Below are 23,297 nucleotides of genomic sequence, written 5' to 3'. Positions count from 1 at the left end.
ATCAGACAGTTCCAGATCACTGTACACTTATTACTTACTCCACCATGAAAAGCAAAGCCTTTACGATACTCGCCTACTTTACCTTACTGGTACTGGCCCTCTTCTTTTTCTTCTGGGGACTCGTCAAAGCCAAAGCTTTCCTGGCGCCCCTGGCGGTAGCGGCCGTACTGGCTATGGTAGTACTCCCGGTGGCCAACTGGTTTGAGCACAAAGGCATGAAGCGAGGCTGGTCCTCGTTCATGGCAGTACTTAGCATCTTGTTCTTTTTCGGAGTACTGGCGGGTATACTGGCCTTTCAGGTAAAAAGCTTCTCGGAAGACTGGCCCAAAATGAAACAGAAGCTCGAGCCCAAGGTGAATGACCTGCAAAATTTCATAGCCGAGAAAACCGGGATTTCGGTAAGCGAGCAGAAGCAGAAACTACCGAGTAGCCTTAAAAGTGGCTCCTCTTCAAGTAGTAGCAGTAGTGGGGGTGGCCAGGAAGCGCAGTCATCGGGCGGCGAGTCGCAACAGGGACAGAGTCAGGGGCAGTCGGGTTCGCAGTCACAGCAGTCCGGAGGGGGCTCTATGATGTCGACGGCGGGCAGCTTTTTAATGAAATTTATCGAATTAGTCAGTACTTCTTTACTAACTGTTGTTTATATATTCTTCTTTCTGCTCTACCGGGAGAAGTTTAAAAAATCCATTATTAAAATGGTCCCGGAAGGCCGTCAGAACAGTACCCGAGATGTCATCAGCAGTGCCACCAAAGTTTCACAGAACTACCTGTTTGGCCGTTTGATCCTGGTCGTTATACTTTCCATTGCCTATTCCATTGGTCTGCTGATCTCGGGGGTGCAGCAGGCTATCCTGATCTCAATCCTGGCGGCGGTGCTTACGCTGATCCCCTACATCGGCAACATCATTGGTTACGGTCTGGCTATAGCCATGGCACTCTTTTCGGGCGGCAATGCCAGTCAGGCCATAGGAGTTACGCTTACGTTTGGTATCGCCCAATTTCTGGAAACCTACCTGCTGGAGCCCTTTATCATCGGAGATAAGGTAAATATCAATCCCATTTTTACCATCATTGTGGTGGTATTGGGCAACGCGCTATGGGGAGTAGTTGGTATGCTTATAGCCATTCCTGCGCTCGGTATTGCCAAGGTTATTTTTGATCATATACCTGTCTTACAACCGCTGGGTTACCTGTTTGGAGAAGAAGATACATCCGATAGCGATAGCCCTACTTTCTTTGACAAGATAAAAAATTGGGCTACAAATAAGTTTACATAGACCTATGTGTGCATCAGACGCAGACTGAGCTACTACCCATAGTAGATCGGGCCATATGCACTGGATACAACACCTTGCGGAAGACCGTTTACTAAATAGCCAGCTGTAATTAGGTACTCAGGCCCTGCGGGGCATACTTTTTATAAACTCTGTACTGTCACTTTAAAACTATTATATCGGATAATGCTACCCCCAAATGTTACACGCTAAACTACCCGGGGTGAAATGTACTGCAAACACATGTACTTTCACGGTATGGGCGCCCCAGAAAGAAAAAATGCTGCTTCACTTGATCTATCCTCAGGAGCAGCTGTTAGAGATGAAGCCCCTCGACTACGGCTACTTTCAGCTTGAAGTTACCAATGCAGCTCCGGGTACCCGGTATTTCTACCGTCCCGACGATGAAAAAGATTTTCCCGACCCGGCTTCTCACTACCAGCCCGAAGGAGTACACGGCCCTTCGGAAGTAGTTGATCATTCTGCCTACTCCTGGCAGGATCAGGGCTGGCGGGGTATTCCGCTGAAAGACCTGATCCTTTACGAACTTCACGTAGGGACATTTACCCCGGAAGGTACCTTTGAGTCAATGATCCCCTATCTGGACGATCTGGTACATCTTGGTGTCAATGCCATTGAGCTGATGCCCGTGTCACAATTTCCCGGAGGTCGCAACTGGGGCTACGATGGGGTATATCCCTACGCAGTACAGAACTCCTACGGGGGCCCGGACGGACTAAAAAAGCTGGTAGATGCCTGCCATGCTAAGGGTATTGCGGTGTTTCTGGATGTAGTGTATAATCACCTGGGACCCGAAGGAAACTACTTTGGTCAGTTTGGCCCCTACTTTACCGACAAGTACCATACCCCCTGGGGCGATGCCCTCAACTTTGACGGGGAGTGGTCCGATGGTGTGCGTGATTACTTTGCGAATAATGTACTGCACTGGTTTGAAAAGTACCATTTCGATGGCCTGCGCCTGGATGCCATTCATGCGGTGTATGATACTGGAGCGGTCCATTTCTGGGAGTATACCTACGGCAAAGTACGGCAGCTGGAGCAGAAACTCGGGCGTCCTCTGTACATGATCGCCGAAAGTGACCTCAACAGCCCTAAAGTTGTGAAAGTACCGGATGTAGGTGGCTTTGGTTTTGATGGCCAGTGGCTGGACGATTTCCATCATGCTCTCTATGTGATGCTGGATAAAGAGGGCAAGAACCGCTACGAAGACTTCGGCAGTATGCAGCAACTGGCCAAAGCTTTCTCGGAAGGATTTGTACACAGTGGCGATTACGTCAATTTCCGGAAGCGCAAGCACGGAGTATCCTCAGCCGGAGTATCCGGAGAAAAATTTGTGGTATTTAACCAAAATCACGATCAGGTAGGTAACCGGGTACAGGGGGAGCGCCTGTGCATGCTGGTGGATTTTGAACGTACCAAACTGGCGGCAGCAGCTATCCTGCTGTCCCCCTACCTGCCCATGTTATTCATGGGAGAAGAATACGCTGATCAAAGTCCGTTCTTTTATTTTGTCAGCCACTCCGACCAGGATCTGATCAAAGCCGTACAGGAGGGGCGTAAAAAAGAATTTGAGGGGTTTCAATGGGATGTTGAACCACCCGATCCGCAGGACGAGGATACCTTCAACCGCTCCAAGCTACAATGGCATAAGCGGCAGAGTGGTAAGCACAGCATCATGCTGGAGTGGCATCGCCGTCTGATAGAGCTCAGGAAAACCAATCCGGTACTACATAATCCCAGCAAGAACGACCTGTACGTTCAGGTACTGGGTCAGCAGGGGCTGGTACTGCAAAGGCGCAGCGAAGACCAGCTCACCTACCTGCTCTGTATTTTTAACTTCTCCGACGAACCCCTTGCCTTTACTCCAACTGATCAGAGCAATCAGTGGTTTAAAGTCATTGATTCAAAAGAAGAGGAATGGCTGGAAAAGCCGGAGGTGACTGGTGAAGCGGCCCCGCAACGGGTAGATGCCAACCAGGAAATCCAGATTGCTCCCTGCAGCGTCTGCGTTTACTCAAACAAATAAGATATATAGAATGAGAATGAGGTAATCATTTTATCTAATTCAGTACTAATGAAGAGATGTGTACCAGCCGGTATACATCTCTTCATTTTTAAACTATCATATACATGATGAATACCTACTTCTTTATCCAGCACCTTTGTGCCGGACCAGCTCTATGTATGAGACCTATACCACAGCCAGCTTTCGACATGGAATGATTGATATGGATGCGGAGTGCCATTAGTATCAACATGATAGATCCGGCACCTGGCTTTTTAACGTGTTCCAAATCTTCCTATATCAATCAGTAACTATTAAAATAGTTATTACTCCAATTATTAGAAAAGGTTAATAATATTCAGTGTCTTCAATTTTATTCCTAGCTCTAACATCAGATAAATAAGTAGAAATTGACAATCAGCAGACTCATTAGTAATCAATATTAGACAGTAAGCACTTGGTCTGGCTTTATCGTAAGGCCACCGGTAGTCTAAAAATGATGTTTTGTAGTATTGATTAGTAGTACTCTATTCATATAGCCTGGTATTGTAATGAGGCATTTATACTACTGCTGTTACTACTATCGTTTCTCCTTAGCTAATTCCCGAGTATATAACTGACAGTTAAGGAATCAGCAAACCACTTTTTAGTGATTTGAAAACGGCCGAAGCACATATAGGTAAAACAGATTATAGATTTAAATAAAGATTTTTCGCAACATTATTGGCTAGGCTTTGTTTTTCCCTTAATTCCTGCTTTATTAGTTTCATCACAAAAAACTTTTGTAAGTTTGCAAAGACTCATTATAACTTCATTCTATGAAAGCAAAATCCATTCGTTTTTTCTCACCCGTGGATAATAGCGAGGAAAAACAGAAAAGCACTTCAAAGGCACCGGAACTAACGGGGTATATTTCAGGAACTGGTAAGCTTGTATTCCCGAATAAAACAGTAGAGCAGCTTGACTTTAATCCCGAGGAAACCCGTTTTATGATTGGAGCCCAGGAAGGCAAAAGAAAAATCAAATCACTCTTCCTGGTACCTTCTACCGACGATCAGGCCGAAGCTTTTGAATTGACGAAAAGCACTAAGAACTACAACATTCCTCTGGCCTTTATTTTACAAAAGAATGGTGTTGATTACAGCAATAACAAGTACAACTTCACCGTCAAACCATTTGATTATGAAGGTTTAACTGGTTATGAGCTTCAATTGGAGCAGGAAGGGCCCAAGCCAGAGTATACCGGTAAGCCACGTGGTCGTAAGCCAAAAAACGCGCAGGAATCTCAAGCTTAAAAACAAGATCATTGATTGCTACTAATCTGGCAATACTTTGAAAGGACAGCATAAAATAAAAGCAGCTCCACCTGTATAAGCGGAGCTGCTTTTTATTTTTATCAGTACCTATATTTAGTAGGCTTATCAGGCGCGGTATACATCCAGTTGTTTGATCTCCGCTTTATATTGATCCGGCAGTATCAACGATTTCAGGATCCAGTCCGTCTTAAGCTTTCGGCTCCATTTATATACCGTAAGTACCGGGTCCAGCAGGGGCAGATTACCTAAGCTTAGAAGAGTATTTACCCGTGCGGGTACTACCATCACCTGCGCCTCCATCAATAGTTTGTAGCGGATCAGTCCGAGGTGCTTTCGATACTGCTTGTAAAGGTCTTTGGTAAAATGACTGTTTACCATATTCTGTTCGAGGTGCTGCTCCCGCATCACCAGCCAATCGGCAAATGTCATAGGCAGGCCAACCAGACCCATGCGGGTACCTACACGAAAAAATACATCAAATACTTCTTCTTTTTCGGCCTGCGTCAGCTTTCTTTCCAAAAGCTCGTAGGACCTGATCGAATAGTCAATCAGCATAAAAAGTACATCCCTATAGGCCCAGTCTGGTATAGTAGCCCCTCGCTTGGCTTCAACTCCTGCATGAATAGCTGCAATGCGATCAATGGCCTTATTAGCCGCGTCGAGTTCAGAAAATACGATCTGACGGGCGTAGGCAACGGTCGAAAATAACCTACCCAGGGGATCGGCCGGAAGCTTACCTGTAAAGTACAGCCAGTCTACGGCTTTATTCAGAGCAAACTCAGCGGAAGCCCCGGCAAATATGAAAAGGATGGTATCTCCTTTTCCCCATATCTCCCGTACAATGGAGTCTTTTCTTACAAAGTAGTTCATGATGTATAAACAAAAAACACTAGCAAAATGTGCGCTCATACCTCCATGTAAACGCTACAAAGCACTTTCCTAATGTATAACAAGAGGTCACTTTTGGATCTTAAATATACCAAATCCGTATAATTAACAACAGGCTCCCTACCAACCATTTAGGACATTTTCGCTAGGTTGAAATGATCGCTCGCCTTGCTGCTTTATGTAACTGTACCTGTTTCTTATTTTCTAGTCGTTACACAATGAGCTCTTAGAAATAGGAATGTCGATTGAGTATCATTAAGACATCTGCAGAGTCCAAATGCTCTTTTAAATCAATAGAGGTGATCAAAACTGGCAGTAAGTACATGAGTAAAAATGTTATACAAGGTGTAAATACAGACCTATATATCAATTATAGAAGTGACTACTTATACTTTAAAAATTACCGCTCTCCTAATGGCATATACGAGCTCATTCTATGTTCAGCAGGCATTGAAAAGTCGCATTTATGTACTAAAAATAGTTTTACAACAGTAACTTATCTAACGTTGTTATCCTTCACTCTTCTGACTCTTCGTTCAATCTTTGCCTGACTATTTTTCTTCCTGCCTACCCCATTCATACTGCTTATAAAACTATACAAGACTCTCATTTCACTGTATATCAGCCCTATTAATTTACTACAAGTTACCAAACAGACGGGCTCGGCTACCCTTCTATTTAAAAAATGCAGACAGTAGATTTTTTATTTAGCCAAAAAAGCTATAATTTTTAGCTACGTATAAAACACTATACGTCTCCTGCTGTTATACAAGTAGAAGATCCTCCTCAAAAAAATTGTTTGGTGGTACTACCAAACTACTCTTATAAAAAAGGTAAATGACCTGAGAATGGTGACGACTTATAGTGTCATCGTCTATTTACTTTTTAGATCAATCAGAACAGCAATCAAAGATTCTATTCATCAAGGTGACGGCTACGTATTTCCTTGGCTAGCAATCATATTGATTGACTTTTCCGCTTGACGCAGTTTTACAGCACCACCTGTCAGTAAAGCAAGTATGGTTCATTAAACCCATCGCAGGGAGATCAACCATGGGTTGTAGATAGGTACTTCAACAGTAAAAACACCTACTGGCATGATATTTTAGATTAGGTGGGAAGATGAAGATGCTGTTGTCTCTGATGCTAATACATTGATTTTTAACTATTTAATCAGTTATAACTACTTTCTAAGCAACTTAAAAAGTGGTATAACTAATTAAAAATCAAAACGAGATTGTGTGAATAGGTTTTAGAACCCGCACAATTGATGACTGGTGTCAGGCAAATGGGAAGTGTGGTATTGAAATGTGTAGTAGAGGTTTTCCACTCTTGACAACCTTAGAGAGCTAATAATTCGTAACAATATACGTACACATTTATCCATACTAAAAACTGCATTGAATGAAAAAAAAGGTATTAATCACGGGGGGAGCTGGTTTCATTGGATCCCACCTCTGCGATGAATTAATCTCAAAAGGCTACGATGTAGTAGTATATGATAATCTGATTCCACAAGTACATGGCATAGGCCAGCAACGGCCTGACTACCTGCACCCGGAAGTAGAACTGATAAAAGGCGATGTTCGTGACAAACGTGCACTTACCGACGCTCTGCACAATGTAGATGTGGTATATCACTTTGCAGCCCGCGTTGGCGTGGGTCAGAGTATGTATGAGATCGATGAGTACACCGATGTCAATAACCGTGGTACGGCCGTCCTGATGGAGGTACTGATGGAGCGTCCGGTTGAGAAACTGGTAGTGGCCTCCAGCATGAGTATATACGGAGAGGGGCTGTATACTTCCCCCTCCGGCCAATGTTATCAATCCGTGGCTCGTACCATGACCCAGCTCAAAGCGGGCGACTGGGAACTTCACGATGAACAGGGCAACACGCTACAGCCACTGGCTACTCCCGAAACCAAAACCCCCGACCTGGCGTCGGTATATGCTCTTTCCAAATACGATCAGGAAAAACTGTGTCTGATTGCGGGCAAAGCCTATCATATTCCTACGGTAGCGTTACGCTTCTTCAATGTGTACGGTACTCGTCAGGCTCTTTCCAATCCTTATACAGGCGTACTGGCCATATTTGCTTCGCGCTATTTGAATGATAAATCGCCACTGGTATTCGAAGATGGCTACCAGCAGCGCGACTTTGTGCACGTCAAGGATGTAGCCCGGGCGTGTCGTCTGGCCATGGAGGTACCCGAGGCTGCTGGTGAAGTATTTAACGTGGGCAGTGGCAATAACTACACTATCAAGGAAATCGCCGAGAAGTTGGCTGAATGCCTTCGCAAGCCCAACCTACCACCTCAACTCACAGGCAAGTACCGCGTCGGTGATATCCGTCACTGCTTTGCTGATATATCAAAAGCCGGGCGGATCCTGGGCTTCCGACCCGAGGTGGACTTCCGGGATGGACTTAACGAACTGGCCGAATGGCTCAAAGAACAGGTAGCGGTTGATGAAGTTGACAAGGCGGCCGATGAGCTGTCCGCCCGGGGACTTACTGTATAACCATCTGATCCATACCTTAAAACAAAGAAATAAGAATGAAATCGAACGGCATCAAGCATCCTGAAATTGGTTTTTTGGAATGGTTTCATGTGGGCGAATACGAACGGGTAGAGGCTACTCTTGATCAGCTCCGCAAGCTTTCCATCAACCAGCTAAGAACGGGTATGTCCTGGGCGGATTTATATACCGACGAAGGCAAGCAGTGGTATAAATGGCTGATACCCAGGCTTGCCAAAGAAGCGGAAATACTTCCCTGCTTCCTTTATACACCCCCTTCGCAAGGTATACTTCCAAAAACGTCGTCGCCCCCGCGCAACCCTAAGGATTACGCCGATTTTCTGGATACGATGGTAACCCAGTATGGCAAGTACTTCGAGTGGGTGGAGCTCTGGAACGAGCCCAACAACAAGAGTGAGTACGACTACACGCTGGACTGGCAGTGGAACACCTTCACCGCTATGATCGGGATGGCTGCCCACTGGATGAAGCACCTGAAAAAGAAAACCCTGCTGGGAGGCATGAGTCCGGTAGATCCCAACTGGCTACAGCTCATGTACGACCGGGAGGTGATGAAGTACATTGATGCCATTGGCGTTCACCATTTCCCCCACGTATTTGATGATAAGTGGTACGGCTGGGAACAACTGCTGGATCAGGTACGAAATGTTATCAATTCCAATGGTGGCAACCAGAAGATCTGGATCACCGAAACAGGCTACTCCACCTGGAAACACGATGAGCGCAAGCAACTGGAAATGTTTCTGGAAAGTACCAGAGCTCATGTGGAACGGGTGTACTGGTACGGCCTCAACGACCTGAACAAGATATACCCCACCGTAGACGGCTTCCATACCGACGAACGTGAGTACGCCTTTGGTATGGTGAAGACAGACGGCACCGAAAAACTGCTATATCGATTACTATGTGAAAAATCACCACGGGAACTGGAGTCGGATAAATGGATGTCCGTTCCCTACATCAAGCACGACACAACCGATAGTGTACTGGTAGTAGGTGGGGCCGGATTTATAGGTACTAACATGGTGAAGACACTGGCCGAAGCCGGTGAAAAGGTTACCATCCTGGACAACCTGTCACGCCCGGGCGTAGAGAAGAACCTGCGCTGGCTGAAGACCCACTACCCCGACCAGCTCAATATTGAAGTGGCGGATATTCGCAACGAGTTTTGTGTAGAAGCCGCCGTAGCCAAGGCCAGTTTTGTCTACCACTTTGCCGCCCAGGTGGCCGTCACGACCAGCTGCAACCTGCCAGTCATGGACTTTGATGTCAATGCCCGCGGTACGCTCAATGTACTGGAAGCCATCCGGAAATCGTCGCATCAGCCTCCGATGCTTTTTACCTCCACCAATAAGGTATACGGGGGGTTGGAAGACCTGCGACTCGTCATTGACAATAACCGTTACGAACCCGAAGAGCCCCTGATCCGAGAAAGTGGCATTAGTGAGCTGCGCCCGCTGGACTTCCACAGCCCCTACGGCTGCTCCAAAGGGATAGCCGATAGCTACATCCTGGATTATGTACGTACCTATGGCCTGAAAGCGGTCGTGTTCCGGATGAGCTGTATCTACGGGCCGCACCAGTTTGGTACCGAAGACCAGGGCTGGATCGCGCACTTCCTGCTCAAAGCTCTGCAGGGACAGCCCATCAACATCTACGGTGATGGTAAGCAGGTACGCGATGTGCTGTTTGTGGAAGACCTTATTCAGGCCATGTTACAGGCTCGTGATCAGATGGATCATCTGAATGGAAAAGCTTTCAATATGGGAGGAGGTCCCGCCAATACCATTAGTTTGTTACAGCTCATTGATCACATTCAGGAGCTACACGGAGAGAAAATAGAGGTGAACTTTGACCAGTGGCGTCCGGGTGATCAGCGGTACTATGTATCAGACACCACCCGCTTCCAGACCGAAACCGGCTGGAAGCCCCGCATATCGGCCTGGGAAGGGGTGGAGAAGCTGTACCACTGGCTCGTCAAATATAATGATCAACCTAAAAAAGTTGCCTCTAACATAAAACTTGTATGATACCCGAAGTACAAAACAGACCTGCTCTATCTAACCTAGATCTGGTTACGGGACGTTCTGCGGTCATCGCAGCTCCCCAATCTATCGAGATTACCGAAGTAACCCTACGTCCTCCCGCTGATGATGAAATTTGTATAAAGCTGGATGGCTGCGGACTATGCTCCTCCAACCTACCGGTATGGGAAGGCCGGGAGTGGTTTCAGTATCCCATACAGGCTGGTGGTCCCGGTCACGAAGGCTGGGGTACCGTACACGCCGTAGGGGCTAACGTAATGGATTTCCAGGTTGGAGATCATGTAGCTGTACTATCCTACAATGCCTTTGGGGAGTATGACTACGCTCCCGCCAGCCATGCTATAAAGCTTCCCGAGAAGTTGAAAGGACTCCCTTTCCCCGGCGAGCCCCTGGGCTGCGCCATGAACATCTTCAACCGCAGTGACATTCGCGCCGGTCAGACCGTCGCCATTCTGGGCATTGGATTTCTGGGAGCGCTGCTGGTACAGTTAGCTAAAGAAGCCGGAGCCCGTGTTATCGCTGTATCAAGAAGAACTTCATCACTGGGCCTGGCACGGCAATTCGGAGCGGATGAAGCCATAGCCATGGACGATCATTATAGGATCATCAACGCGGTGAGTGACCTTACCAATGGAGAGTTCTGTGACCGGGTTATAGAATGTACCGGGAAGGAGTGGCCACTCAACCTCGCGGGTGAACTAACGCGCATCCGCGGCAAGTTAGTCATAGCCGGTTTCCATCAGGACGGGATGCGTCAGGTAAATGTACAACTCTGGAACTGGCGGGGCCTGGATGTGATCAACGCCCACGAGCGGGATGCGGAGATGTACATCGAAGGGATTAGAAAAGCTGTACTGGCCGTTGAATCAGGAATTCTGGATCCAACTCCCTTGTATACCCACACCTTTTCACTCGAACAGATCAACGAAGCTTTCAGGACCCACCAGGAAGCTCCCGAAGGCTTCGTAAAAGCGTTAATCCTGAACACGAAATAACCCGGCTAACCATTGGAAAATAAAAATTTAGAAATCGGATTCCTGGGTGTTGGCTGGATAGGAAGAAACCGTATGGAAGCCGTTGCCAAAACCGGCATCGCCAACATTACCTGCATTGCTGACCCTTCCATTGATAATATCGAAGCCTCCAAAGCCAGTGCTCCGGAGGCCGATTTTTGTTCCTCCTACGATGATCTGCTGGGCCACCAGCTGGATGGCATAGTCATAGCTACCCCCAGCGCCCTGCATGCGTCCCAGTCGCTGGATGCGATCCAGTCGGGACGGGCAGTATTCTGCCAGAAACCCCTTGGCCGTAACACCAAAGAAACCGCTGCGGTAGTCAACGCCGCCCGCGAGGCCAATCTGCTGCTGGGAGTGGACTTCTCGTACCGATATACCTGTTACCGGCTCCTTCACAACCTGGTACAGAAGGGTGAGCTCGGAAAAATATATGCCATCGAGATGTGCTTTCACAATGCCTACGGCCCTGATAAGCCCTGGTTCTATGATCCGGAGTTATCAGGTGGCGGTTGTGTGATAGATTTAGGTGTACACCTGCTGGACCTGGCCCTCTGGACATTGGGCAACCCTAAAGTGGAGGTACTATCTTCCGTGCTATTCTCCAAGGGCGAGCCCCTTACTGATCCTGACACCAAAGTGGAAGATTTTGCAACGGCCCTGATGCAGACCGAAAACGGAGCTTCCATGCGATTGAGCTGCTCCTGGAACCTGCCGGCTGGTAAGGAAGCCGAGATCTATTTCAACGTGTACGGATCACTGGGAGGAGCCTCCTTCCGAAACATCAACGGATCTTTTTATGAATTTGAAGTAGCGCGCTTCTACGGTACCCGTACCGAAGTCCTGTTTAGCGGACCCGATGAATGGGGCGGCCGGGCCATCGTAGACTGGACCAGCAAGCTGGCCGAAGGAAGCGGCTTTGACACCGATATAGAATCAGTAGTACAAGTAGCCCAAATAATGGATAAGATTTATGGAAGAAAATAATACTCTCAAGTACCCCCGCCGCATATTGATGACCGCCGATACCGTAGGCGGTGTATGGACGTATTCCCTGAATCTTGCCAAAGCACTGGGTAAATTTGATATTCAGGTATATCTGGCAACCATGGGTAGCCTGCCTACTGAAAAGCAGAAAGTACAGGCGGCTCAGATCCCTAACCTGACCCTGCACTCCAGCGATTACGCTCTGGAGTGGATGGACAAGCCCTGGGAGGGAGTCGACAAAGCGGGTCCGTGGTTGATGGAACTCCAGAAGCAGATTCAGCCTGATCTCATTCACCTGAACAACTACTGCCACGGCCATCTGGACTGGAACGCACCCGTCATGATGGTATGCCATTCGTGCGTATTCTCGTGGTGGGAAAATGTAATTGGTTCTACGCCCCCGGACCAGTACCAGGAGTACTTTACCCGGGTACAGAGAGGTCTGCAGGCGGCTGATCTGGTAGTAGCTCCCAGTCGGGATATGCTGCAGTCTATTTGCCGAATCTATGGTGAAGTGGCCAACAAGATCGTCATTCCTAACGGGGGCGAACCGGTAAGCATAGCCCGCGACGAAAAGCAGGATATCATTTTCAGCATGGGCCGCCTGTGGGATAGCGCCAAGAATATAGAATCCCTCAACCGCGTGGCGGGTGAGCTCTCCTGGCCGGTTGTCATTGCGGGAGATGATGCGGTACCCGGCTCATCCGATAACGCTACCTTCGCCAACGTTACCTACACCGGTAAGCTGGATCAGAACGAAGTAAACAGCTGGCTGTCCAAAGCTTCGATTTATGCCCTGCCCGCCCGATACGAACCCTTTGGCTTGTCCATTCTGGAAGCAGCTCATGCCGGTTGTACCCTGGTACTGGGTGATATTCCGAGTCTTCGCGAAAACTGGATTGGAGCGGCCTTCTTTGTTGAACCGGGCAATCTGGAAGCCCTGAAATATACGCTCGAGACGCTCAGCCAACGCCCGGACCTCAGGAAGAAATACGCCGAGCGGGCCGCCATTCGGGCCAAAGCCTTCACTACGAAGCGCATGGCAAACCTTTACCTGGCGAAGTATGAGGAGATGCTGAACAGCCCGGCAATATCAGATCAGAAAAACGCTGGTAAAGCCATCGTCTAACATACTGCCCAACCAGCTTAAAATACATTGACAGCTACTAACCCGTCCATACATGAAAATCGTACTATTCTACCACTCTTTACTATCTGACTGGAATCACGGCAACGCTCATTTTCTACGTGGCGTGTCGGCCGAACTAATCGACCGCGGCCATCAGGTACAGGTACTGGAACCCAAAGGCGGATGGAGCCTCACCAACCTGTTGAGCGAAAGAGGAGAAAAGGTATATACCGAATTCAGAGACAACTACCCTACGCTTACGTCCGACATGTATGACGCTACTAACCCGGATCTCGGTCATTACCTTCAGGATGCGGATCTGGTACTGGTACACGAGTGGAATGATCACGATCTGGTCAAGCTGGTAGGTAACCTGAAGAAGAAGTACGATTATAAACTACTCTTTCACGACACCCATCACCGGTCGGTCACCGAAGAGCAGAGTATGTCCAACTACGACCTGAGTAACTACGACGGAGTACTGGCATACGGAGAGGTAATTAAGAATATATATCAGAAAAAAGGATGGGTAAAGCAGGCCTGGACCTGGCACGAAGCCGCAGATACGCGGCTATTCCACCCGATAGAAGGTGTTGAAAAAGAAGGTGACCTGGTGTGGATCGGCAACTGGGGCGACGACGAGCGTACCGAGGAGCTGATCGAGTTCCTGATCGAGCCCGTAAAAGAGCTGGGTCTGAAGGCTAAAATGTACGGGGTACGATACCCGGATGAAGCACTCAAACTTCTGGCTGATGCGGGAATTGAATATGGTGGGTATCTTCCCTCCTTCCAGGTACCTCATGTATTTGCCAAGTATCGTTTTACCATCCACGTACCCCGGCGCCCTTATACCCGGGCGCTTCCGGGCATACCTACCATCCGACCATTTGAAGCCATGTCCTGCGGGATACCGCTTATCAGTGCTCCCTGGCAGGATGCCGAGCAGCTATTCAACGTCGGCAAAGATTACCTGAGCGTTGCGAATGGGAATGAGATGAAAGAAAGGATGCAGCAGGTACTGAATGACCCTACTTTGGCTGCATCCCTGGCCGAAAACGGTCTGCAAACCATCAGAGACCGACACAGTTGTGCCCATCGGGCAGATGAACTGATGGAAGTGTATGAGCAGCTTACACAACCCGAACCTACTGCAATCAAACTCTGACCTGCCATGAAACAGCCATTAAAAATAGCCTTTTTCGGTTCGAGCCTTGTATCGGCCTACTGGAACGGCGCCGCCACCTACTACCGTGGTATCATCAAAGAACTACATAAACTAGGACACGATATAACGTTCTTCGAGCCCGATGCCTACGAGCGGCAACAGCACCGTGACCTGCCCGATGTGGACTGGGCTACGTCTGTCGTGTACGACGCTACCACAGAAGCACTGGAAGCGGTACTAACCCGGACACCGGAGTTTGACATACTCATCAAAACCAGCGGGATTGGTGTATTCGATGAATACCTGGAAGAGCGGATTCCACAACTGGCCGGAGAAGATCAACTTATCATCTTCTGGGACGTAGATGCCCCGGCTACCCTGGACCGTATGCAGAGCGACCCGAATGATGCCTTCAGGGAGCACGTCAAAAAATACGATCTGGTACTTACCTACGGAGGTGGTGATCCGGTAGTGGAAGCCTATACCGACATGGGTGCTAAAGCCTGCATCCCTGTATACAATGCCCTTGACCCTGAGACGCACCATCCGGTCGAAAAGGATCAGGCTTTTGATTGCCACCTGGCCTTCCTGGGTAACCGTCTGCCCGACAGGGAGCAGCGGGTCGAGGAGTTTTTTATCAAAGCAGCTGCTTCCCTTCCCCAGAAGAACTTTATGCTGGGTGGTAACGGCTGGCACGACAAGCCCATGCCGTCCAATATCAAGTACCTGGGCCACGTATATACCAAAGACCATAATGCTCTTAACTGTACCGCCATGGCCGTGCTGAACATCAGCCGCGACAGCATGGCCAAGTATGGTTTCTCACCCGCGACCCGTGTGTTTGAGGCCGCCGGGGCCAGGGCCTGTATTATTACCGACCACTGGAAAGGCATCGAAATGTTCTTTGAACCCGATCAGGAGATCCTTATTGCCGAAACCGGAGCCGAGGTAGCTCAGATTATGGCTACGCTCTCACCCGAGCGGGCTGCCCAGATCGGGAAAGCCGCCTACGAGCGGGTACTTCGTGACCATACCTATGCGCAACGGGCTCAACTGGCGGAGGCTCTTTTCATGAAAAACCTCAAAACCAACCGAAAGGAGGTACTGTCATGAAATCCTGGAACATTACCATTTTGGGGCTATCCATTACTTCTTCCTGGGGCAATGGCCACGCCACTACCTTCCGGGCGTTGATAAAGCAGCTCCACCAGCAGGGACACCAGGTACACTTCCTCGAACGGGATGTTCCCTGGTACGCCAGCAACCGGGATATGCCCGCTCCCCCCTACTGCAAGCTGGACCTGTATTCTTCTCTGGAAGAGTTGAAGCAGAACTACGAATCAGTAGTGGCCGCGGCCGATATGGTCATCGTAGGTTCCTACGTACCCGAAGGGGTAGAAGTAGGAAAGTGGGTACAGCAAACGGCCCAGGGTATCCGGGCTTTCTACGATATAGATACTCCCGTTACACTAGCCAAGCTGGAGAGGGAGGATTACGAGTACCTGCACCCGTATCTGATTCCCGGCTACGACCTGTACCTCTCCTTTACCGGCGGGCCTACGCTGGCCCGCCTGGAGGTAGTCTATGGCTCCCCATCGGCCAAGGCCCTGTACTGCTCGGTAGATACGGATCTGTACTATCCCGAAACCACTCCTATACAATACGACCTGGGGTACCTGGGTACTTACAGCCCCGATCGCCAGCCGCCCCTGGAAAAGCTGATGATCGATGCCGCCCGTGCCTGGCCGGAGGGTCGCTTTGCCGTGGTAGGTCCGCAGTATCCGGATACGATACAGTGGTCTGCCAATGTTACGCACACGCACCATCTGCCGCCGTCGGAGCACCGGCACTTCTATACTACCCAGCGCTTTACCATGAATATCACCCGGGCGGATATGATTCAGGCCGGGTACTCGCCCAGTGTCCGGTTATTTGAAGCGGCTGCCTGCGGAGTACCCATTATTTCAGACTACTGGGATGGACTGGATACGGTATTCCGGTTTGATGAGGAGATACTGGTATCCTATGATAGCGCAGATACACTTCGGTATCTGAGAGAGATGGATGAACAGACACGCAAAGAAATTGGTGAAAGGGCCCGACAGCGTGTACTGAAAGAGCATACCTCCGTTCAGCGGGCCAGGCAGCTGATCGGCTACGCGGAGGAGCTTAAAGCGAAAAAAGAGACCACAACCGTTAATGGATAAAATGAATTATCAGGAGAAGATAAAACAACTAGGTCCCTGGTTCCACAACATACACTTGCCCGATGGTACGCAGACCGCTCCGGACCATTTTCTGGGGGATTTTCCCTCCTTTAAGTGGAAGGATCTTTCCCCCTCCATTCCCGAGGATCTGAAAGGAATGAAGGTGCTGGACGTGGGTTGTAATGCCGGCTTCTATAGTATAGAGCTGGCCAGGCGGGGCGCGCAGGTATTGGGTATCGATGTGGATGCGCACTACCTGCAGCAGGCGGAGTGGGTGGCTGAGTGCTTCGGCCTGCAGGATCAGATCCGGTACAGGCAGATGCAGGTATATGATCTGGCCCGGTTGGACGAGGAGTTTGACCTGATCTGGTTTATGGGAGTATTTTACCACCTGCGCTACCCCCTGCTGGCACTGGATATCCTGGGTCGCAGGTGCAAGCACATGATGGTGTTCCAGACCCTGACTATGCCGGGGGAACTACCCACTGAAGAGGTGTACGATAGCCATATCCATGATCGGGAAAACCTGTTGAAGCCGGAGTGGCCCAAGATGGCTTTCATCGAACATAGCTTTGCCGGTGACCCAACCAACTGGTGGCTGGCCAACGAAAGTGGAATGCGGGCTATGCTGCGGTCTACGGGTTTTAGTGTATCGGACAAACCGCTGGATGAAACCCTGATCTGTATCAAAGACCCGGGTTATGAAAGCTCAGTGGATACCTGGAACAAGAGTGAGTACCTGTCGGCAATTCAACAAAACTGGGTGGAGGAAGTAAAAATCAAAATAGGTAAGTAAGCAGTATTTCATGAGCAAACTGCTTACTTTACCATTTTATTGCTGAACTGTTCCTACATGCTGGACTTCCGCCTGTACGTTTTCTATACGGTTGCCAAAAAGCTTAGCTTCACCAAAGCCGCCGCTGAACTGCATATTACACAACCTGCCGTCACCAGGCATATCCATGAACTGGAACAGCAGTTTGGAGTAGCCCTGTTTGAGCGGGCAGGGAAGCAGATCAGGCTGACACCCGCCGGAAAGATAGCTTTGGACCACGCCGAAATCATTCATGCCAACTACCGGCAGCTTGAGTTCGACCTGAACAGCCTGAAAGGACAGCACTCGGGTGTGCTACGGCTGGGGGCCAGCTCTACGGTGGCACAGTACGTACTGCCGCCGGTACTGGCCCGCTTTCATGATAAACACGCCGATATTACCATCTCCCTCGTCAGTGGCAATACCGAGCAGATCGAACAGGCCCTGCTCAACCGGGACATTGACCTGGGTATCGTGGAAGGTAGAACCCACCTGCACGAATTGCGCTATACTCCCTTTGTACCCGATGAAATAGTACTGGTAGCCAGGACGGAGCATCCGCTGGCCCAGCGGGATGAGGTGTCCGTGGAGGAGCTCAAAGCCTATCACTTCCTGCTTCGGGAACGAGGCTCGGGTACCCTTGAAGTCATCGAACACGCCCTGCGTCAGGTAGGCGTTAAACTTGTGGATCTGCCCATTGAGATGTACCTGGGGAGTACCGAAAGCATCAAGTCCTACCTCTTTCATTCCAACTGCCTGGCCTTCATCTCCATTTATGCGATCGAAAGCGAATTGAAAGCAGGTTCGTTCAGGGTCATTGACATTCAGGGCCTTGATATTTCACGCCCCTTCTACACCATACTTCGTCAGGGTGATGCCGAGCCCTTGTCTGAGACTTTTTTACGCTTTGCCCGCCGGCACTATAACCACGGCTAATGACTCATAACAAATAGTTATTAGTCTTCCCTTCGTAAGTCCTCTACCTTTGAACCATCAATCAGTTACAGCTGTTTTTAATGTAGTTACATATATAATCCTACGTAGGGTTATAGCTTAATCAAAACATAAATCATGATTACAACAGATATATGCATCATTGGTGCCGGTCCCGTTGGACTATTTGCCGTATTTGAAGCTGGATTACTAAAAATGCGCTGCCACCTGATTGATGCCCTGCCCCAGGTAGGTGGACAACTTTCTGAGATTTACCCCCAAAAACCCATCTATGATATACCGGGTTATCCGGAAGTAAAAGCGCAGGAACTGGTGGATAACCTGATGGAGCAGATTGCTAGTTTCAAGCCAACATTCAGCCTGGGTGAGCGGGTCGAAGTACTCGACAAGCAGGAAGATGGATCGTATATAGTTGGGACGAGCGAGGGTACCCGTGTACACTGCCAAGTGGTGGTGATAGCCGCCGGACTGGGTTCTTTTGAACCTCGTAAACCTGAGATTGAAGGTCTGGAACGTTTCGAAGGGAAAGGGGTAAGCTACATGGTCAGAAACCCCGAGTTACTGCGTGACCGCCGGGTAGTACTGGCGGGTGGTGGCGACTCCGCCCTTGACTGGACCATATTCCTGGCCAATGTAGCCCAGGAGGTAACGCTGGTACACCGGGGCGAAACCTTCCGCGGTGCACCCGACTCGGCCGAGAAGGTATTCGAACTGGCACAGGAAGGTAAGATCAACCTTATCCTGAACTCCAATATCAGCTCCATCAATGGCAATGGACACCTTAAGGAGGTAACCCTGGTAGGTAAGGATAAAAGCAGCTACACCATGGAAGCTGACCACCTGATCCCCCTGTTTGGACTGACTCCCAAACTGGGACCCATTGCTGACTGGGGGCTGGCTATTGATAAATCCGCCATCAGCGTCAACACCTTTGACTATAGTACCAACGTAGAGCGCATCTATGCCATTGGAGACATCAACACCTATCCGGGTAAGCTCAAGCTGATCCTCTGCGGATTTCACGAGGCAGCCCTGATGTGCCAGAGCGCGTTCAAGTACGTCTACCCCAATCAGAAGCTAAGCTTTAAGTACACCACCGTTAACGGCGTACCGGCGTTTTGATTTAATTTTAAATATTGAATGAGTGATTTAGTGAATAAAACAAATATTCTCTCATTCTCTTAATCACTCATTCTCTCACTATTTCCAAAGATGATAAACTTTATTGTAGAAGACCGTAACGGCGAGCAGAGACCGGTCGAAGTACCCGAAGGCATCGGCCTGAACCTGATGGAAGTACTAAAAGCATCAGAGTATGATATACTTGCTACCTGTGGGGGTATGGGGCTTTGTGCCACCTGCCATGTGCAGGTACTCGAAGGGCACGATAACTTTCCTCCGGTCAGTGATGTAGAACTGGATATACTGGATACATTACCCAGTGCCCACGACGACAGCCGATTGGCCTGCCAGCTTCGGGTGGAGGAGTACATGGAAGGAGCATTATTCAGAATTGCCAGTGAGAATCATTGATATAATCTTCATTAGTAAATAAAGCCGGCGTAGCTACGCCGGCTTTATTTTTTTATTCCTGATGTACTTTCCACTTTAAAATCCTGCATGGCTTTCTCCCTTCTGTCCTTCGTAAAAGGATACTTCACCTGATGCCAGAAGTGACGGGGGAACTGCTCCACACCTTTGAAACCCAAAGCTATTTCCTTACCGTCCCTGGGTACATAAGCGGTACCGAACAGGTAGTCCCACAGGCTGAGCGTAATGGCGAAGTTGACGCCATACCGACACTCCTTAAGATCCTTAGCGTGATGCCAGGTATGGGTCTGTGGATTATTGAGCAGGTACCTTAGCTTCCCCAGAGGCAGGTACACATTGGTATGGTTGAGGTGGCCAATAGCCAGAGTAAACAGATGTACTATAAAAAAGTCAGTCAGGCCAAAACCAATCATAGCCAGGGGGACGTACTCAATAGTACGGTAGATCACTGTCTCCAGAGGGTGGTAGCGCATGTGGGAGGCAAAGCCCATTTCTTCCACCGAGTGGTGTACCTGATGAATCCGCCAGAGCCACTCAACCCGGTGCAGCAGGCGATGCACATTCCACTGGATAAAGTCACGTACTATAAACAGCGTCAATAGCCGTGCCCACACCGGCCAGGCAGCTATGTCCCATACCACCAGATGCTGCACCCCTGCCATTCCCATCAGATCTTTAAAGGCTTCTACACCTATATCGGAGAGTGCATTATAACCAATGAGGGAGAACAGGAAGAAGTTAAAGAACATGTAGAAGCCATCCAGCCAGAAGTCGCGACGAAGGATGGGCTGCCCTTTCCGCCAGGGTACTATGATCTCCAGCAACCAGCAGAAAAGCGAAAGCGCCAGCAGCCAGTAAAAGAAGTTGGTCCCATGAGGATTTAGTACCTCCCTCCACAAATAGTCGGCGTAGCCATAGAAGGAGTTGATCAGAATATTTCCATATTTCTCAAGCACCACCATAGGTGTAGGTCTTTACAGGTCAGAACTTCTACTAACTCCTACATTCAAACACTTCTAATTTAGCTCAACGGGGAGCCCCTGATGCTTCCAGTCCGGAAAGCCCGCCTCCAGACGGGTGGCCCGGTACCCTTTGCTCTTCAGGAGGGCTACCGCATCATCAGCAAATACACAGAATGGCCCGCGGCAGTAGGCAATAATCTCCTTATCGGATGGCAGGGTAAGCAACTGCTGTTCCCACTCAGCGGGAGGTACAGATATAGCCCTGGGTATATGCCCCAGCAGGTACTCTTCGGTAGGTCGTACGTCCAGCATGATTACCTCATCTGCCTGCAGCTTTTGAATCAGTTCTTCAATAGATACTCCTTCCAGACTATTCTTTTCTTTCCGGAAGTCATTCACCACCTTCTCCACCTCAGGAAGCTCCCTGATACTTAATGTGCGTAGCGCCAGCCAGGCCTGAAACACTTCCGGGCTCGAAAGTCGATAGTATACATAATGCCCCTGCTTGCGCGTATTCACCAGCCGCGACTGCTTAAGTACCTGTAAGTGCTGTGAAGCATTAGCCACGGTAGCACGAACCTCAGCAGCGATCACTTCTACTGTTTTTTCCCCCTGTGCTAATAATTCAATGATCTCCAGCCGATGCGGGTTGGACAAGGCCTTTGTCATCTGGGCTATTCCTCCATATACCCGCTCCTTAAATTCTCTTTTCTCCATTAGGTAGATTGACAGCTAGTGTACGAAGCAAATTTAACTATAAACAATCTATTATTCAATAGTTCTATTGAATAATAGATAAGCCAGTATCAACTACTGAAGCTACTATGTAAAGCACCACAGCAAAAAGAGCCGCACCTTACAGGTACGGCTCCTTATCTGATACTGATTGATATAGCAGTTTAGGCGGCCATTGCTGCCATGCGTCGGCACTCTTCGGCACAACGACGGCAGACCTCAGCGCAGCGATGGCAGTGATCCGCATCGTGCTTCTCACATTCATCAGCACAGGCATCACAAATCTGAGCGCACAAATCACATAACTGAGCGGCAAACGGGCTGTTGTTAGCCATCAACTCTACTGCCGTAAAGCAGATGTTAGCACAATCCCGATCCAGCCTGATACAGTCCACCATCATTTTTACATCCTCCTCTCCCAGGCAGGCATCCATACATTGGCTACATTCCACAGCACACTCCTGACAAGCTTGAATACAAGATTGAAATTGTTCATTCGCCATCATTCCTCGAGTTTAGTTGAAAATAGGTTACTAGTATTTAACATACTCAGTTACCTATTGTTTTTTAAGGTTTATCTGTTCGTTACACTTTGAACCTCTAATCACTAAAGAGAATAATCCAGTTGCTTTTTGAATGATTATGAGTAACCTGTACACTTACCATTCAGCTAATGGAATCGTTTTTTGAAAAATTTTCATTGCATTCAGGCACACCAGCAAAGCCATGGCTCTACATTATCCATAGGTCGAACTATACTTTCGTGTTTCTGATGGGATGGATGGAAGGGCAGTCCTGCCCGCTGGCGTACCATGGCCCTGGATAGTACGCTGAATTTGGTATCCTGGTGATCCCCCAGGGACTGGTACACATTATCCTTGCCAACAGTCCCACCAGCCTGAATATCGCAGGTGCAGTACTAGCCGTGGCAGCCCTGGCATTACCCCTTGGACCAGTCACACAGCACTATGCCGGATGGGATGAGTATATCCGGTAAAATGGAGACTAATCTGAACATCTCCTGATGTAGCCTGTTAGATAGTTACTGATATTGACAATCAATAAAAGAGTAAAGGCACGTTGAGCCTGATATCAATTATCAAATCTTATGTACCTATGAAAATACTTAAATTCAAAACCAACATAAAGTGTGGAGACTGCGTAGCCAAAGTTACGCCTTACCTTGATGGTGAGGATCGGATATCCATGTGGGATGTGGATACTAACACACCTGAAAAGATACTGAGTGTATCCGGGGATGAGATAGAGCCGCACCACGTTGAAAGTCTGGTTGAGAAAGCTGGATTCCAGGCCGAGGTACTACGTGTGCAGGGCATCGGAGGAGGCGATATTTAACTCTAAAGTTGTGTTATGACTGAGGTAAGTACTGATCATCCCAGCGGCCTTCCCTACATTGAGCTGACCGAGCAGGGGCGCAAAATATCCTTTCGGAAAGAGTGCCTGGGTGATGTTAAGATCTTCCGGAAGGTTAATGATGGGGAGGAAGAGCTGCTAGTGCAGGGAATCCGAACGCCCTACACGGATGCGGATAGCTTTCCAGAAGGTAGTAAGTTAACCTACACCATCGAGCTGGATCAGGACCGGCAAAAGCATCAATACCATTTAGAAGCAAGACTATAAAAGCTGAGGGCTGACAATTGATTGTCAGCCCTCAGCTTTTATCCTACTTAAC

21 protein-coding genes are annotated in these 23,297 nt (G+C 48.9%); 17 read left to right on the top strand and 4 right to left on the bottom strand.

Features of this window, described 5'->3' with window-relative positions:
* Window positions 1-44 precede the first annotated feature (44 nt).
* The 3 genes from JTN23_RS19975 (at window position 45) to JTN23_RS19965 (ending at window position 4,592) form a co-directional block, all read left to right on the top strand.
* The gene (locus JTN23_RS19975; protein ID WP_247236806.1) at window positions 45-1,274 is read left to right on the top strand and encodes an AI-2E family transporter; all 1,230 of its coding nucleotides are present in this window, start codon (window positions 45-47) and stop codon (window positions 1,272-1,274) included.
* Between the two features lie 196 nt (window positions 1,275-1,470).
* Window positions 1,471-3,318 (top strand): malto-oligosyltrehalose trehalohydrolase, encoded by a 1,848-nt coding sequence (gene treZ / locus JTN23_RS19970; RefSeq protein ID WP_262918585.1) that lies wholly within the window; start codon window positions 1,471-1,473, stop codon window positions 3,316-3,318.
* Window positions 3,319-4,115: 797 nt separating this feature from the next.
* Window positions 4,116-4,592: a hypothetical protein gene (locus tag JTN23_RS19965; RefSeq protein WP_247236804.1), complete on the top strand. Its 477-nt coding sequence runs from the start codon at window positions 4,116-4,118 to the stop codon at window positions 4,590-4,592.
* A 126-nt stretch (window positions 4,593-4,718) separates the two neighbouring features.
* On the opposite strand, the gene JTN23_RS19960 is transcribed toward JTN23_RS19965, so the two are convergent.
* Window positions 4,719-5,483 carry an oxygenase MpaB family protein gene (locus tag JTN23_RS19960; protein WP_247236803.1) on the bottom strand — a complete coding sequence of 255 codons (765 nt, stop codon included), beginning with the start codon at window positions 5,481-5,483 and terminating at the stop codon, window positions 4,719-4,721.
* Between the two features lie 1,422 nt (window positions 5,484-6,905).
* On the opposite strand from JTN23_RS19960, the gene JTN23_RS19955 reads away from it, so the two are divergent.
* From JTN23_RS19955 to JTN23_RS19900, 12 genes are all read left to right on the top strand, one after another.
* Window positions 6,906-8,024, top strand: coding sequence for an NAD-dependent epimerase/dehydratase family protein (locus JTN23_RS19955; RefSeq protein ID WP_247236802.1), 1,119 nt, complete (start codon window positions 6,906-6,908; stop codon window positions 8,022-8,024).
* Between the two features lie 35 nt (window positions 8,025-8,059).
* Window positions 8,060-10,072, top strand: a complete 2,013-nt coding sequence (locus tag JTN23_RS19950; protein ID WP_247236801.1) for a GDP-mannose 4,6-dehydratase — start codon at window positions 8,060-8,062, stop codon at window positions 10,070-10,072.
* Complete coding sequence (locus tag JTN23_RS19945; protein WP_247236800.1) at window positions 10,069-11,082, top strand: MDR/zinc-dependent alcohol dehydrogenase-like family protein; 1,014 nt, start codon at window positions 10,069-10,071, stop codon at window positions 11,080-11,082. The genes JTN23_RS19950 and JTN23_RS19945 overlap by 4 nt, the downstream gene beginning before the upstream one ends.
* A 12-nt stretch (window positions 11,083-11,094) precedes the next feature.
* Complete coding sequence (locus tag JTN23_RS19940) at window positions 11,095-12,087, top strand: Gfo/Idh/MocA family protein (protein ID WP_247236799.1); 993 nt, start codon at window positions 11,095-11,097, stop codon at window positions 12,085-12,087.
* Window positions 12,074-13,216 carry a glycosyltransferase family 4 protein gene (locus tag JTN23_RS19935; RefSeq protein WP_247236798.1) on the top strand — a complete coding sequence of 381 codons (1,143 nt, stop codon included), beginning with the start codon at window positions 12,074-12,076 and terminating at the stop codon, window positions 13,214-13,216. The genes JTN23_RS19940 and JTN23_RS19935 overlap by 14 nt, the downstream gene beginning before the upstream one ends.
* A gap of 52 nt (window positions 13,217-13,268) precedes the next feature.
* On the top strand, window positions 13,269-14,381 hold the full coding sequence (locus tag JTN23_RS19930) for a CgeB family protein (RefSeq protein ID WP_247236797.1): 1,113 nt from the start codon (window positions 13,269-13,271) through the stop codon (window positions 14,379-14,381).
* 6 nt (window positions 14,382-14,387) lie between these two features.
* Window positions 14,388-15,494, top strand: a complete 1,107-nt coding sequence (locus JTN23_RS19925) for a CgeB family protein (RefSeq protein WP_247236796.1) — start codon at window positions 14,388-14,390, stop codon at window positions 15,492-15,494.
* Window positions 15,491-16,588, top strand: a complete 1,098-nt coding sequence (locus tag JTN23_RS19920; RefSeq protein ID WP_247236795.1) for a CgeB family protein — start codon at window positions 15,491-15,493, stop codon at window positions 16,586-16,588. The genes JTN23_RS19925 and JTN23_RS19920 overlap by 4 nt, the downstream gene beginning before the upstream one ends.
* Window position 16,589: 1 nt before the next feature.
* Complete coding sequence (locus JTN23_RS19915; RefSeq protein WP_247236794.1) at window positions 16,590-17,384, top strand: TIGR04290 family methyltransferase; 795 nt, start codon at window positions 16,590-16,592, stop codon at window positions 17,382-17,384.
* A gap of 57 nt (window positions 17,385-17,441) precedes the next feature.
* Window positions 17,442-18,338, top strand: a complete 897-nt coding sequence (locus JTN23_RS19910; protein WP_247236823.1) for a LysR family transcriptional regulator — start codon at window positions 17,442-17,444, stop codon at window positions 18,336-18,338.
* 135 nt (window positions 18,339-18,473) lie between these two features.
* Window positions 18,474-19,478, top strand: a complete 1,005-nt coding sequence (locus tag JTN23_RS19905) for an NAD(P)/FAD-dependent oxidoreductase (RefSeq protein WP_247236793.1) — start codon at window positions 18,474-18,476, stop codon at window positions 19,476-19,478.
* A 90-nt stretch (window positions 19,479-19,568) separates the two neighbouring features.
* On the top strand, window positions 19,569-19,889 hold the full coding sequence (locus JTN23_RS19900; protein ID WP_247236792.1) for a 2Fe-2S iron-sulfur cluster-binding protein: 321 nt from the start codon (window positions 19,569-19,571) through the stop codon (window positions 19,887-19,889).
* A 44-nt stretch (window positions 19,890-19,933) separates the two neighbouring features.
* Here the strand turns inward: JTN23_RS19900 and JTN23_RS19895 are convergent, their stop codons facing one another.
* From JTN23_RS19895 to JTN23_RS19885, 3 genes are all read right to left on the bottom strand, one after another.
* A complete protein-coding gene (locus JTN23_RS19895) occupies window positions 19,934-20,869 on the bottom strand; it encodes a sterol desaturase family protein (protein WP_247236791.1) in 936 nt (311 codons plus the stop codon).
* Window positions 20,870-20,923: 54 nt separating this feature from the next.
* Complete coding sequence (locus tag JTN23_RS19890) at window positions 20,924-21,586, bottom strand: metalloregulator ArsR/SmtB family transcription factor (protein ID WP_247236790.1); 663 nt, start codon at window positions 21,584-21,586, stop codon at window positions 20,924-20,926.
* A 182-nt stretch (window positions 21,587-21,768) separates the two neighbouring features.
* The gene (locus JTN23_RS19885; protein WP_247236822.1) at window positions 21,769-22,107 is read right to left on the bottom strand and encodes a four-helix bundle copper-binding protein; all 339 of its coding nucleotides are present in this window, start codon (window positions 22,105-22,107) and stop codon (window positions 21,769-21,771) included.
* Between the two features lie 613 nt (window positions 22,108-22,720).
* Here JTN23_RS19885 and JTN23_RS19880 point away from each other — a divergent pair.
* Window positions 22,721-22,960 carry a heavy-metal-associated domain-containing protein gene (locus tag JTN23_RS19880; protein WP_247236789.1) on the top strand — a complete coding sequence of 80 codons (240 nt, stop codon included), beginning with the start codon at window positions 22,721-22,723 and terminating at the stop codon, window positions 22,958-22,960.
* A 15-nt stretch (window positions 22,961-22,975) separates the two neighbouring features.
* Window positions 22,976-23,245: a hypothetical protein gene (locus JTN23_RS19875; RefSeq protein ID WP_247236788.1), complete on the top strand. Its 270-nt coding sequence runs from the start codon at window positions 22,976-22,978 to the stop codon at window positions 23,243-23,245.
* Window positions 23,246-23,297 lie beyond the last annotated feature (52 nt).

The organism is Telluribacter roseus (assembly GCF_017355915.2).
Lineage (GTDB): Bacteria > Bacteroidota > Bacteroidia > Cytophagales > Spirosomataceae > Telluribacter.
This window is presented reverse-complemented; position numbering and strand designations above follow the sequence as displayed.

Excerpts from the sequence above, each read along its gene's own strand:
- JTN23_RS19975 (WP_247236806.1), top strand. The coding sequence starts at position 45 with ATGAAAAGCAAAGCCTTTACGATACTCGCCTACTTTACCTTACTGGTA.
- treZ (WP_262918585.1), top strand. The coding sequence starts at position 1,471 with ATGTTACACGCTAAACTACCCGGGGTGAAATGTACTGCAAACACATGT.
- JTN23_RS19965 (WP_247236804.1), top strand. The coding sequence starts at position 4,116 with ATGAAAGCAAAATCCATTCGTTTTTTCTCACCCGTGGATAATAGCGAG.
- JTN23_RS19960 (WP_247236803.1), bottom strand. The coding sequence starts at position 5,483 with ATGAACTACTTTGTAAGAAAAGACTCCATTGTACGGGAGATATGGGGA.
- JTN23_RS19955 (WP_247236802.1), top strand. The coding sequence starts at position 6,906 with ATGAAAAAAAAGGTATTAATCACGGGGGGAGCTGGTTTCATTGGATCC.
- JTN23_RS19950 (WP_247236801.1), top strand. The coding sequence starts at position 8,060 with ATGAAATCGAACGGCATCAAGCATCCTGAAATTGGTTTTTTGGAATGG.
- JTN23_RS19945 (WP_247236800.1), top strand. The coding sequence starts at position 10,069 with ATGATACCCGAAGTACAAAACAGACCTGCTCTATCTAACCTAGATCTG.
- JTN23_RS19935 (WP_247236798.1), top strand. The coding sequence starts at position 12,074 with ATGGAAGAAAATAATACTCTCAAGTACCCCCGCCGCATATTGATGACC.
- JTN23_RS19930 (WP_247236797.1), top strand. The coding sequence starts at position 13,269 with ATGAAAATCGTACTATTCTACCACTCTTTACTATCTGACTGGAATCAC.
- JTN23_RS19925 (WP_247236796.1), top strand. The coding sequence starts at position 14,388 with ATGAAACAGCCATTAAAAATAGCCTTTTTCGGTTCGAGCCTTGTATCG.
- JTN23_RS19920 (WP_247236795.1), top strand. The coding sequence starts at position 15,491 with ATGAAATCCTGGAACATTACCATTTTGGGGCTATCCATTACTTCTTCC.
- JTN23_RS19915 (WP_247236794.1), top strand. The coding sequence starts at position 16,590 with ATGAATTATCAGGAGAAGATAAAACAACTAGGTCCCTGGTTCCACAAC.
- JTN23_RS19910 (WP_247236823.1), top strand. The coding sequence starts at position 17,442 with ATGCTGGACTTCCGCCTGTACGTTTTCTATACGGTTGCCAAAAAGCTT.
- JTN23_RS19905 (WP_247236793.1), top strand. The coding sequence starts at position 18,474 with ATGATTACAACAGATATATGCATCATTGGTGCCGGTCCCGTTGGACTA.
- JTN23_RS19900 (WP_247236792.1), top strand. The coding sequence starts at position 19,569 with ATGATAAACTTTATTGTAGAAGACCGTAACGGCGAGCAGAGACCGGTC.
- JTN23_RS19895 (WP_247236791.1), bottom strand. The coding sequence starts at position 20,869 with ATGGTGGTGCTTGAGAAATATGGAAATATTCTGATCAACTCCTTCTAT.
- JTN23_RS19890 (WP_247236790.1), bottom strand. The coding sequence starts at position 21,586 with ATGGAGAAAAGAGAATTTAAGGAGCGGGTATATGGAGGAATAGCCCAG.
- JTN23_RS19885 (WP_247236822.1), bottom strand. The coding sequence starts at position 22,107 with ATGGCGAATGAACAATTTCAATCTTGTATTCAAGCTTGTCAGGAGTGT.
- JTN23_RS19880 (WP_247236789.1), top strand. The coding sequence starts at position 22,721 with ATGAAAATACTTAAATTCAAAACCAACATAAAGTGTGGAGACTGCGTA.
- JTN23_RS19875 (WP_247236788.1), top strand. The coding sequence starts at position 22,976 with ATGACTGAGGTAAGTACTGATCATCCCAGCGGCCTTCCCTACATTGAG.